Below are 12,026 nucleotides of genomic sequence, written 5' to 3' on the forward strand. Positions count from 1 at the left end.
TCATGACGGAAATAAAGTCGCATGAATTCGAACGCTTCGCCGAAAAACCGGCGGAGCGTTTTCGCGTTTTCGTGCTCTACGGCCCCGACCGCGGCCTCGTCTCGGAACGCGCGACCCTCATCGCCTCCAAGACCGGCATAGACCCCAACGACGCCTTCGCATCGCTGAAGCTGACGGCCTCCGATCTGCACGGCGATCCGGGGCGGTTGCTGGACGAGGTCAACGCCATCGGTCTGTTCGGCGGGGAAAAGCTTGTTTGGGTCAAGGGTGCCGCGAACGAAAAGGCGCTTGTCGATGCGCTGCAAGTGCTCTCCGACAATCCGCCGGAATCGAGCTTCCTGATTGTCGAAGCGGGCGATCTCAAAAAAGGCACCGGTCTTCGCAAGATCGCCGAACCCTCCCGCTCCATCGCCGCCATCCCCTGCTATGCCGATGACGCCCGTGCGCTCAATGCTCTCATCGATCAGGAGCTTTCGACCGAACATTTGCGCATTTCGCCAGCAGCCCGACAGCGACTGACCGAATCATTGGGAGGCGACCGGATCGCCTCGCGCAACGAGGTGCGCAAACTGGCGCTCTATTGCCGCGGACACGAGGTGATCGAGGAAGACGATGTGATGGCCATCATCGGCGATGCCAGCTCGGTATCGGCCGACGATGCCGTCGATGCCATTCTCAAGGGCGACCGCAACGCCTTTTTCCACGCCACGCAGAAGATCATCGCCTCTAAGACACCGATCTTTCTGGTGCTGCAAGGCTGCCTGCGGCAGTTTCAATTGCTGGACCAGATGCGCGCCGAAATGGATGACAAGAAGCAGCAGGCCGGTCAGGTCATGCTGACACTGGGCCGCGGCATCCATTTCCGCCGCAAACCCGTGATCGAAAGAGCGCTGCGCACATGGCAGCCAGCGGCGATTGCACGCGAAATGAACCGACTGCAAGCCGCTATCCTGCAAAGCCGCCAGCGACAAAGCCTGGAGGAAAGCGTGGCACTGCTGACGCTGTTGTCCACCACGTTGCAGTCTGGGCGCGCTGGATAGGTGTTCCAAGGGCAATAAAAAGCCTCCCTAGCAAAGGCCGGGAGGCTGAGACTTGGACTTTATCGTCATTCTCGGGCTTGTCCCGAGGATCTAACGAACCACAACATCAACCGTGATCAGATCCTCGGGACAAGCCCGAGGACGACGTCGTAGACGGTTAGTCGCCCTTGCCGGGCTCCGCCGAAAAATACAGATCAAGCTTGCCCGAAACGCCGTCCATCTCCTTGGCTTCCGGCAAAGGGTCGCGCTTGACGGTGATGTTGGGCCAGATCGCGGCATATTCGGCATTGAGCGTCAGCCACTTGTCCAGACCCGGCTCCGTGTCGGGCTTGATGGCCTCTGCGGGACATTCGGGTTCGCACACACCACAGTCGATGCACTCATCGGGATTGATCGCCAGGAAGTTCTCGCCCTCATAGAAACAATCGACAGGGCAGACTTCGACGCAGTCGGTATATTTGCAGCGAATGCAGTTATCGGTCACGACATACGTCATGATGAACTCCAGATATGCAGGCCGGGTCAAAGAGCTTGAAAGACAAGCCATCGCCCGGAATTCAGACAGGGCATTTTGGCAAGTGAGGTAATGCCTTTGACCCAATATAGCAAGGATAAACAATCCTGAAAAAGCGACGGATTCTAGAGGTTTATTCCAAACGCCAAATGGCGTTGATGGAATTGCTTGTGAACATGAGGCAAGTTTTCACACAAACAAAGCCGGGTCAGCCCTGTTCGTCACCCTTGTCTGTCATGAACCGGTCGAGCGCGCGGCGCTCCTTCTTCGTCGGGCGTCCGCTGCCGGGCTCACGCACCGCCTGGTCGAGAAGCGTCATCCGCTCACCCGGTGGGCGTGGCGGCGTTTCGTCGTCATAAAGGAGCTTGGCTTCCTCGAACGGGCCACGCCGTTCGCCTGACGCTTTGACCACGAGGATGCGGTCCATGCGCTCGAAACTGATGTCCAGCCTGTCGCCGATCTTCACCAGATGGCTTGGCTGGCGCACGGGCGCACCATTGACCCTGACATTGCCCGATTGAATGTAGCTTTGGGCCAGAGACCGGGATTTCGCCATACGGGCGAAGAACAGCCATTTGTCGAGGCGCTGGCGCCCTTGGTCCTGTGGCTGTTGCTTCTCACCCATGGAGCATTCCAGGAAAAATACGTCGCGGTTTTCCGTCCGGACATGCGCCAGAACAAAATGGAAAAGCCTTCTGCTTTACCAAAAGCAGAAGGCTTTCACCTTACTTTTTCAGCTGCTCTTTAAGGGCAGCCAGTTTTGCGAAAGGCGAATCCGGATCGAGTGGCTTCTCCTTGCGCGGTGGCTTGGCTTCGAAACGCTGCTGACCCTGCGGCTTGCCGCCACGGTCGTTACGGTCAGGCCGGTCCTTGCGCTCGCCGCGATCGGGACGATCATTGCGATTGTTGTTGCGGTCTGGGCGTCCGCCCTCGCGCTTCTGGTCGCCGTCGCGCTTGCGCTCACCATCACGGTTGCCACCGCGTGGAGCCTGACGCTCCTCGCCACCCTCTGCACGGCGTTCGCCATGGTTGCGGTTGACAGGGCGACGGTTGTCGCTGCGCTGGTTGTCGTTGCGGCCACCGGGACGCCACAGAAGAACAAGCTTCGGCTCGGCAGGCTCAGCAGCAACAGCGTCCGTCGCAGCCTCTTCAGCCTTCACCTCAGCCGGTGCCTCAGCAACAGCCTCGGCAGGCGCAGCCACCTCTTCAGATGGCGCCTGGGTATCGGCCTCGTCCTGAGCCGTTTCGTCGGCAGCAACAGCGTCCGTGCTTTCGGTCGTCTCGGCATCCGCGACTGTCTCGCCAGCGTCAGCACTTGGCTTGGCCGTATCGGCGCTCTGGGTGCCGAGGAAGGTCGCAGCCTCTTCGGCGCTCACCTGGTCGGCGCGGTAACCGAGGCCCTTGAGGATTTCTTCCATATCGTCGAGCGTGGCACCCAGAATGGACAGCATCGCAGTCGTCGTGGTGAAACGGCGGCCATCATAGGCACCTTCAGGACGTGGCTGCGTGCCGGGCTTCCACTGCAACAGCGGACGGATGAGGTCGGCCAGACGCTCGAGAATGTCGATACGCACCGCACGCTTGCCGAGGAACCGGAAACCCGCCAGCTTGTAGAACATGCGCTCGAAGCTTGGATCGGTTACGACGGATGTGCGGCCAGCGGCCAGCACCGGAATGAGATCGCCGTAACCTGGCTTGCCCAGACCGTCGTTCTTCAGTGCCCAGAGCAGCGTCACCAGCTCTGCAGGAGCAGGCTTGAGCAGCGCAGGCAGGAAGACGTGGTAAGCGCCAAAGCGAATGCCGTAACGGCGCATGGAGGCGCGTGCATCCTGATCCAGCGTCTTGACCTCTTCGGTCACGTCGCGACGGAACAGCACGCCAAGATTTTCCACGAGCTGGAACGCCAGACCCTTGGCCAGACCCTGAAGGTCTTCGGCGCGGGAAATATCGTCCAGAGGCTTCAGCACGGTGGCGATCTGGTGGTTCACGAAACGCTCGATGCGGGCAACGGCGTGATCACGCGCATTGCCGCTCAACTGTTCGTCGGCCAGCATGATGACGCGCGGCTTCATGATGTTGTCGCCGCTTGCAAGACGAGCAACGGGCTCACCCAACCAGCGGACCAGACCATCGGAGCTTAGCGCGAGATCGCTGTTGCCGCTGGCATGTAGGCGCGCAGCACGCGCCTCATATTCCAGCGCAAGCGCCTTCTGCGCTGCGCCTTGCACAGCCTTGGCATCTGGCCCTTCAGCTCCGGCAACCGGTGTAAACCGGAAACCCGCCAATTGGCCGACATGATGTCCTTCAACAAAGACATCACCATTCACACTGATTTCAGCTTCAAGCATCGCATTCTCTCTTAGGCGCCTCATGAGCACAGATGTCCTGCGATCAACAAAGCGTTTCGTCAACCTTTCATGTAAAGCATCGGACAATCGATCTTCGATTTCCCGAGTCTTTTCTTGCCAGTGTGTCGGATCGGCAAGCCATCCTGGGCGGTTTGATACATACGTCCATGTTCTGATCTGCGCAATCCTTGCAGATAGCGTATCGATCTCGCCATCGGTGCGGTCTGCCCGCCGCACCTGTTCGGCCATGAAATCCTCGTTGACGGCACCGCGCTTGACGAGGTCGAAATAGAGTGTCGAAATCAGGTCGGCATGTTGCGCCGGTGCGATGCGTCGAAAATCCGGTAAGGCACAGGCCTCCCACAGTTTTTCCACGCGCGCCGCATTGGTGGTTATGTCGACGATTTCGGGGTAACGCGCAAGATGTTCCAGCGCCTGCTGGTCGATAGCAGGCAATGCGCGGGTCAATCCTTGCACCGTCGGGGCGGCATCGAGGCTTGCGCGCAAATTAGTGATAGATGAATAATCGAAGTTCTTGGTGCGCCATTGCAGCACTTTGACCGAATCGAACTGATGTGATTCGACCCGGTGCACCAGCTCGTCATCGAACGGATCGACCTGCCCCGTCACGCCAAAAGTGCCGTCACGAAGATGGCGACCGGCACGTCCGGCAATCTGCCCCATCTCACCCGCATTCAGGTTACGGAACTGATAGCCGTCGAACTTGCGGTCCTGCGCAAAGGCAACATGGTCGACATCGAGGTTGAGGCCCATGCCAATGGCGTCGGTCGCCACAAGGTATTCGACATCCCCGGATTGATAGAGCCCGACCTGCGCGTTGCGGGTTCGCGGAGACAGCGCACCCAGCACCACCGCTGCACCGCCACGCTGACGACGGACCAGTTCGGCAATCGCATAGACCTCGTCTGCGGAAAAGGCGACGATGGCCGTGCGCTGCGGCAGGCGGGTGATTTTCTTCTGTCCGGCATAAAACAGCTGCGACAGCCGGGGCCGCTCGACAACGACGATGCCCGGCAACAGCTTTTCCAGAATGGGCCGCATGGTGCCCGCACCCAGAAGCAGCGTCTGCTCGCGCCCACGAAGATGCAGAATGCGGTCGGTGAAGATATGGCCGCGTTCCAAATCTCCGGCCAGTTGAACCTCGTCGATGGCAACGAAAGCCGCTGTCGTCTCACGCGGCATGGCCTCGACGGTACAGACGAAATATTGTGCCTTGGGCGGGCTGATCTTTTCTTCGCCGGTAATCAGCGCAACATTGGGAGCCCCGACCTTTTCGACAAGCCGGGTATAGACTTCGCGCGCAAGCAGCCGCAACGGCAGGCCGATGACACCGCTTCCATAGGCCACCATGCGCTCGATGGCATAATGCGTCTTGCCGGTATTGGTGGGTCCAAGAACGGCCGTAACACCGCGGCCGCTCAAGATCATGGGGCGAGAATTCAACGTACTATCCGTGAAATCGACTGAACTGCTGTTTTAGAACCATCCGGAAACGTTCCGTCCGCCTCTTCCCCCCACACATGGCAATCGTGAAGGTCAAAGGCAAGGAGGTAACACGCGAAAGGCGCATATGGGGTGATTTTTGACGGCTCTAACCCGGTCGGAACAAGCTGCGAACGAATCAGCGACGAATCGCTAAACCGTGGGATTCAGCTTTTGTTCACGGCCAGATATGGCCCGCGCAGACAGGTACCGACACAAGATGATGAATCGCAATGCTCGTGCTAAAGCGGCTCACCCGCCAGCAATCGCGGCCCGCCCTTGTCACTGGTGCCTGCGGCCTGACCGATGAAATAGGATTTGAGGCCCGGAATCCGGTCCACGATCCCCAGGCCAAAGTCACGCGCCACGCGGATGGGGCCGACATCATTGGAAAACAGCCGGTTTAGCACATCGGTGGTGATGCCCATGCGCACCGTGTCGAACCGCCGCCAGGACTGGTAACGCTCCAGCACGTTCAGCGAACCGATGTCGAGACCGAGGCGATCCGCTTCGACGATGGTTTCGGCAAGCGCTGCCACATCCTTGAAGCCGAGATTGAGCCCCTGGCCCGAAATCGGGTGAATACCATGGGCCGCGTCGCCCGCAAGCGCCAGACGCGGTGCCACGAAGGCCCGGGCCAGCGTCAACCCCAGCGGGAATGCGCGGCGTGGACCGACGGGTTTGATGGTGCCGAGCTTGTGACCGAAGCGGCGTTCCAGCTCCTCCTCGAACACCAGATCGTCAGCGGCAACCAACTGGTCGGCATCCGCAGTGCGTTCCGTCCACACCAGCGATGAGCGATTGCCCTTCAACGGCAGAATGGCGAAGGGGCCGGATGGCAGGAAATGCTCTTCGGCGCAGCCATTGTGCTCGCGTTCATGCTCCACTGTCGTGACGATGCCGGACTGGCCGTAGTCCCAGTGCACCGTCTTGATACCCGCCATGTCGCGCAGGGCGGATTTGACGCCATCGCAAGCGACCAGCAACCGGGTTTCAAGCGTGGAACGATCGGAGAGCGTCACGAGATTGCTGCGCGGCCCGGCGTCGAAACCGGAAACGCTCAGGCCATGACGAATGGTCACGCCCAGCCGCTCGCACAGGCCACGCAGGGCACCGACCATGGCAACATTGGGCACCATATGGGCAAAAGGCTGGCCGTCTGCGACATCGCCATCGAAGGTCAGGAAAACGGGTCGCACGGGATCGGATGTTTTCGAATCGGTTACGATCATCTTCTTGATCGGCTGCGCTTCCGGCAACAATTCGTGCCAGATGCCGAAAACCTCCAGCATGCGCGATGCCGCAGCGATGATCGCGGATGCCCGCATGTCCTTTTTCCAGACATTCTCGGGTGCCGCCTCGATGACCTGCACATCCATGTGCGGTGCCGCCTGCTTGATGGCAACCGCAACGCCAAGCCCGACATATCCGCCGCCTGCAATCACCACATCCAGCATCGCGTCTTCTCCCTGCATTCTTGTGAATATCACGCATGCACTATAGACCATGCGTTCAGGTCTTCCTACAGCTGGAGCATGTCGAAAATGTCGCGCCCTTTTGAAAATACAGCGCCGCTGGAAAAACTTATCTCCACGCTGGACCTCGAAAAACTGGAAGAAAACCTGTTTCGCGGCACGAGCCCGCAGGTCGGCTGGCAACGGGTTTTTGGCGGTCAGGTCATCGCGCAGGCCTTGATGGCCGCGCAACGGACGGTGAGCGCAGAACGCTTCGTCCATTCCCTGCACGCCTATTTCATGCGCCCCGGTGACCCCCTGGTGCCCATCGTCTATCAGGTCGACCGCATCCGCGACGGCGCAAGCTTTGCCACGCGCCGCATCGTCGCCATCCAGCATGGCAAGGCGATCTTCTCCATGTCGGCCTCCTTCCAGATCGACGAAGGCGGCTTCGACCATCAGGCGCAAATTCCCGAAGTGCCGCAGCCGGAACAGTTGATGAGCGAAGACCAGATGCGCGACGCGTTTCTGGCCAAGGCGCCACCCGCCATCCGCAAATATTGGGAAAACAAGCGCCCCATCGAAATCAGGCCAGTCTCTCTCACCCATTATATTTCCAAGGAAAAGCTCGAGCCCCATCAAAACGTATGGGTGCGTGCGGTCGGAGACGTCCCCGAAGACCGGCACTATCAGGCGGCAGTTCTGGCTTATCTGTCGGACATGACGCTGCTCGATACATCGCTCTACGCCCACGGCACGACGATTTTCGATCCCGCCATCCAGGCCGCCAGCCTCGACCACGCCATGTGGTTCCACCGCCCCTGCAAACTCGATGACTGGTTGCTCTATACCCAGGACAGCCCCAGCGCCTCGGGTGCACGCGGGCTGACACGCGGCAGCCTGTTTACACGCGATGGTATTCTCGTGGCCTCGATGGCCCAGGAAGGCCTGATCCGCAAAATAGCAAATGATTAATTTTTAATCATCTTTTCAAATTTGCCCAGCTTTTGCGCGACCCTCGCGCAAAATGCTGCCTATTTTCCGGTCTTATTTATTATTACCTTTACAAATCAATAACTTAAAAAATTGCCTTCGAACTGGCACGCGCCTTGAATGTAGGGATTTAGTCGCTGTTATTGATCAGCCAGCGTCGAGGAGAATCGGCTCTGCGCCGAGGACAAACAAAGGATGGGAAACCAGATGAAAATTGTGATGGCGATTATAAAGCCGTTCAAGCTGGACGAAGTGCGCGAAGCACTGACAGCTGTCGGTATTCAAGGCCTGACCGTAACCGAGGTCAAGGGTTATGGGCGCCAGAAGGGACATACCGAAATTTATCGCGGTACAGAATATGCGGTGAGCTTTCTTCCCAAGCTGAAGATTGAAATCGCCGTTGCGTCCGATCTCGTGGAGAAGGCCGTCGAAGCCATCGCGTCTTCCGCCAAAACCGGGCAGATCGGCGACGGCAAGATTTTCGTCTACTCGATTGAACAGGCCGTGCGCATCCGTACCGGCGAAACCAACACAGAAGCGCTTTAAGCTCGGCTGACAGGGGAGTTTTCAACCATGCAATTCAACAGAATTTCCACACTCGGTCGGCTGAGCGCCGGTGCGGCGGCGCTTCTTGCCCCCGCTCTCGCTTTCGCCCAGGATGCCGCAGCGCCTGCTGCAACGGCTGCCGCTGCCGTTCCCGACAAAGGCGACACCGCCTTCATGTTCCTCGCCACCATCCTCGTTCTGTTCATGGTCGTGCCCGGCCTTGGCCTGTTTTACGGCGGTCTTGTTCGCAGCAAGAACATGCTGTCGGTGCTGATGCAGGTCACGGTCATCGCTGCCAGCGTCATGATCATCTGGGTCGTCTATGGCTATTCCTTCGCCTTTGGCGGTTCCGAAAGCCCATTCTTCGGCGGCTTCGCCAAAATCTTCCTGTCCGGCGTCACCAAGGACAGCACGGCTGCGACCTTCTCGCAGGGCGTCGTCATTCCTGAATACATCTTCGTGATGTTCCAGATGACCTTTGCTGCCATCACACCGGCACTCATTATCGGTGCCTTTGCAGAACGCATCAAGTTCTCCGCCTCCATCCTGTTCTGCATTCTGTGGGTCACCTTCGTGTACTTCCCGATTGCCCATATGGTCTGGGACGCAAAGGGCTACCTCTTCGGTCTCGGCGCACTCGATTTCGCCGGCGGCACGGTCGTTCACATCAACGCCGGTGTAGCAGGCCTGATCGGCGCGATCATGGTCGGCAAGCGCACAGGCTTCGGCAAGGACATGATGGCCCCGCACTCCATGACGCTGACCTATGTCGGTGCAGCCATGCTGTGGGTCGGCTGGTTCGGTTTCAACGCCGGTTCCAACCTCGAAGCGTCCGGCGGCGCGATGCTCGCAACCGTCAACACCTTCGTTGCAACGGCAGCAGCCATCCTGTCGTGGTGCGTGGTTGAAAGCTTCACACGCGGCAAGGCATCCATGCTGGGTGCAGCATCCGGCATGATCGCCGGTCTGGTTGCCATCACACCGGCAGCCGGTATCGTTGGCCCGATGGGCGCCATCGTCATGGGCGCGATCGTATCGCCTCTGTGCTACTTCTTCGTCTCCGTGGTGAAGAACAAGTTCGGCTATGACGACACCGCAGACGTGTTCGGCGTCCACGGCGTCGGCGGCATCTTCGGCGCGCTCGCAACCGGTATCTTTGCAAGCGCATCGCTCGGCGGCGTCGGTTACGCTGGCGAACAGACGATGAGCGGCCAGTTCATGGTTCAGGCCCAGGCCGTCGTCATCACGCTTCTGTGGACCGGTATCGGCTCTGCCGTCCTCTACAAGCTCGTCGATATCATCGTCGGTCTGCGTGTTCCCGTCGAAGCCGAACGCGAAGGTCTCGATCTGGCCTCGCACGGCGAAGCGGCTTACCACTCTTAAGAAAAAGATGCGCAAGCCAGTCACGGCTCACGCATCATCCCAACGAAAGCCCGGCTGTTGCCGGGCTTTTTTCGTTTAAAAAGCCAATGGTTACGACTGATTTTGCATGGTTAATGCCATATTAACCACCAAGCCGGTACTTTGCCCTGTCATCCCGTCTGCGCCAGCTCGCGTGCGGACCCCGGAAGCAACAAAGAACGACAGGTTCAGGATATGGACAGAGTGACTTCTCCGACATTTGATGGTCGTGATAACCGCTTCGTGCTGACGGCATTTGTGGTGCGCCAGATCATGGCCCTGTGTGGTTTCGCCGTCTTGGGCGCGCTCACGCTGGGCATTACCGCATTGGCCACCTGGAATGTCTCCGATCCCAGCCTGTCCTACGCCACCGGCAACGAACCGGCCAATCTGCTAGGCCGCAGCGGCGCAATCTTTGCCGATATCATGATGCAGTTCCTGGGCCTGTCGGCGCTCATTGCCATGCTGCCTATTCTCGCATGGGCGTTTGCGCTGATTTCCGGTCGCCGCTTCAACCGCGTTCCTGCCCGTCTCGTCGCCTGGGTCAGCGGCGCTTTCATCGCATCCGCATCGCTCGGCTGCTTTCCCGCCCCCTTGACTTGGCCTCTGCCCAACGGCATCGGCGGCGTCATCGGCGATATGATCCTGCGTTTTCCAGCCCTGTTCATCGGCGCCTATCCAACCGGCACCTTCGCCACCGTTCTCGGCGTCATTTTCGCCCTTCCCGCAGCTTGGCTCATGCTGTTCGCCTCCGGCCTGCTTGGCGCGCCTGACGATGCCGAAGAGGTTTTCGTGCCCCAGGCATCCGCAACCAGCAAGGCCCGCAAGGTCGAAGAACTGGACGAGGAAGAGGACGATGGCGATGGTTTCTTCGGCAGCCTGCTCGCCTTCGGCGCGGTCGCCCACTATTGGTACATCACCCAGGCCCGTTTCCGCCGCCTGTTTGGCCTCAAGCCAAAGTCGATGCGCAACGAATTCGAACAACCCTATGATTTCAACGACTACGAATTCGGCACGCTGAACGAGCCATCGCGCCTGAAGACGGCCATCAACCGGCTGGAGCGCGCAGACCCGTCCTTCGAAGAACGGGCCGAGGCCCGCGCCCGCCGCGAAGTCTCGCCGCCATCGATCTCGATGGATGACGATGCAGATGGCGACGAAGACGACAGCCTGCCGGATGGCGTCTTGTCCGGCGACTCGACGTTCTCCGCCCGTCCACCCGCAGGCCAGACGCGCATCACCCCGCCATCCGCCCGCCCCAAGCCGAGCGAACGGGTAGCTCGCGACGCACAGCCATCCTTCATCGCCAGAGACGGCTTCCAGCTTCCCTCCGTCCACCTTCTGGCCGAGCCCAAAAGCGTCGTTCGCGACAATACGCTGAGCGCAGAAGTTCTGGAGCAGAATGCCCGCAGGCTGGAAGGCGTGCTCGAAGACTTCGGCGTCAAGGGCGAGATCATCCACGTTCGCCCCGGCCCTGTCGTCACCATGTATGAGCTGGAACCGGCACCGGGCATCAAGTCGTCGCGCGTCATCGGCCTTGCCGATGATATCGCCCGCTCGATGAGTGCCATCGCGGCCCGTGTCGCCGTCGTTCCCGGCCGCAATGCCATCGGCATCGAACTCCCGAATAAAATCCGCGAAACCGTCTATCTGCGCGAGTTGATCGCATCGCGCGATTTCGAAAACAACAAGGCCAAGCTGCCCATGTCGCTGGGCAAGACCATCGGCGGCGAAGCCGTGATCGCGGATTTGGCAAAGATGCCGCATCTGCTGGTCGCCGGTACCACCGGTTCGGGCAAGTCGGTCGCCATCAACACCATGATCCTGTCGCTGCTCTACCGCATGACGCCGGAACAGTGCCGCCTGATCATGATCGACCCGAAAATGCTGGAACTGTCTGTTTATGACGGCATTCCGCATCTGCTGTCTCCTGTCGTCACCGATCCGAAGAAGGCCGTCGTTGCGCTGAAATGGACCGTGCGCGAGATGGAAGAACGCTACAAGAAGATGTCGAAGATCGGTGTGCGCAACATCGATGGCTTCAACACGCGCGTTCAGCAGGCGCTCGACAAGGGCGAGGTTCTGACCCGCACCGTGCAGACCGGTTTCGACCGCCAGACCGGCGAAGCCATGTATGAGACCGAAGAGTTCGACCTGAAGCCCCTGCCCTATATCGTCGTCATCATCGACGAAATGGCCGACCTGATGATGGTAGCCGGCAAGGATA

General features: G+C 59.5%; 9 protein-coding genes. 5 read left to right on the plus strand and 4 right to left on the minus strand.

Features of this window, described 5'->3' with window-relative positions:
- The first annotated feature begins 2 nt into the window (after positions 1 to 2).
- Complete coding sequence (gene holA, locus RRU01S_RS14185) at positions 3 to 1,040, plus strand: DNA polymerase III subunit delta (RefSeq protein ID WP_045230921.1); 1,038 nt, start codon at positions 3 to 5, stop codon at positions 1,038 to 1,040.
- 157 nt (positions 1,041 to 1,197) lie between these two features.
- Here the strand turns inward: holA and fdxA are convergent, their stop codons facing one another.
- The 4 genes from fdxA to RRU01S_RS14205 form a co-directional block, all read right to left on the minus strand.
- A complete protein-coding gene (fdxA, locus tag RRU01S_RS14190; RefSeq protein WP_045230952.1) occupies positions 1,198 to 1,536 on the minus strand; it encodes a ferredoxin FdxA in 339 nt (112 codons plus the stop codon).
- A gap of 226 nt (positions 1,537 to 1,762) precedes the next feature.
- The gene (locus tag RRU01S_RS14195) at positions 1,763 to 2,179 is read right to left on the minus strand and encodes an RNA-binding S4 domain-containing protein (RefSeq protein ID WP_045230922.1); all 417 of its coding nucleotides are present in this window, start codon (positions 2,177 to 2,179) and stop codon (positions 1,763 to 1,765) included.
- Positions 2,180 to 2,279: 100 nt separating this feature from the next.
- Positions 2,280 to 5,351 (minus strand): helicase-related protein, encoded by a 3,072-nt coding sequence (locus RRU01S_RS14200; protein WP_045230923.1) that lies wholly within the window; start codon positions 5,349 to 5,351, stop codon positions 2,280 to 2,282.
- Between the two features lie 296 nt (positions 5,352 to 5,647).
- Positions 5,648 to 6,862, minus strand: coding sequence for a ubiquinone biosynthesis hydroxylase (locus tag RRU01S_RS14205; RefSeq protein ID WP_045230953.1), 1,215 nt, complete (start codon positions 6,860 to 6,862; stop codon positions 5,648 to 5,650).
- An 87-nt stretch (positions 6,863 to 6,949) separates the two neighbouring features.
- Between RRU01S_RS14205 and tesB the strand changes: the two genes are divergently transcribed.
- The 4 genes from tesB to RRU01S_RS14225 form a co-directional block, all read left to right on the plus strand.
- Positions 6,950 to 7,834, plus strand: coding sequence for an acyl-CoA thioesterase II (gene tesB, locus RRU01S_RS14210; protein ID WP_045230954.1), 885 nt, complete (start codon positions 6,950 to 6,952; stop codon positions 7,832 to 7,834).
- Positions 7,835 to 8,047: 213 nt separating this feature from the next.
- Entirely contained in the window at positions 8,048 to 8,398 is a 351-nt protein-coding gene (locus RRU01S_RS14215; RefSeq protein ID WP_045230924.1) for a P-II family nitrogen regulator, read from the plus strand.
- A gap of 27 nt (positions 8,399 to 8,425) precedes the next feature.
- On the plus strand, positions 8,426 to 9,781 hold the full coding sequence (locus RRU01S_RS14220; protein ID WP_045230925.1) for an ammonium transporter: 1,356 nt from the start codon (positions 8,426 to 8,428) through the stop codon (positions 9,779 to 9,781).
- A gap of 213 nt (positions 9,782 to 9,994) precedes the next feature.
- Positions 9,995 to 12,026: DNA translocase FtsK (locus tag RRU01S_RS14225; protein ID WP_108722645.1), on the plus strand; the 2,032-nt coding region annotated here is incomplete at its 3' end.

It is taken from the genome of Agrobacterium rubi TR3 = NBRC 13261 (genome assembly GCF_000739935.1).
GTDB lineage: Bacteria > Pseudomonadota > Alphaproteobacteria > Rhizobiales > Rhizobiaceae > Agrobacterium > Agrobacterium rubi.

Excerpts from the sequence above, each read along its gene's own strand:
- holA (WP_045230921.1), top strand. The coding sequence starts at position 3 with ATGACGGAAATAAAGTCGCATGAATTCGAACGCTTCGCCGAAAAACCG.
- fdxA (WP_045230952.1), bottom strand. The coding sequence starts at position 1,536 with ATGACGTATGTCGTGACCGATAACTGCATTCGCTGCAAATATACCGAC.
- RRU01S_RS14195 (WP_045230922.1), bottom strand. The coding sequence starts at position 2,179 with ATGGGTGAGAAGCAACAGCCACAGGACCAAGGGCGCCAGCGCCTCGAC.
- RRU01S_RS14200 (WP_045230923.1), bottom strand. The coding sequence starts at position 5,351 with ATGATCTTGAGCGGCCGCGGTGTTACGGCCGTTCTTGGACCCACCAAT.
- RRU01S_RS14205 (WP_045230953.1), bottom strand. The coding sequence starts at position 6,862 with ATGCTGGATGTGGTGATTGCAGGCGGCGGATATGTCGGGCTTGGCGTT.
- tesB (WP_045230954.1), top strand. The coding sequence starts at position 6,950 with ATGTCGCGCCCTTTTGAAAATACAGCGCCGCTGGAAAAACTTATCTCC.
- RRU01S_RS14215 (WP_045230924.1), top strand. The coding sequence starts at position 8,048 with ATGGGAAACCAGATGAAAATTGTGATGGCGATTATAAAGCCGTTCAAG.
- RRU01S_RS14220 (WP_045230925.1), top strand. The coding sequence starts at position 8,426 with ATGCAATTCAACAGAATTTCCACACTCGGTCGGCTGAGCGCCGGTGCG.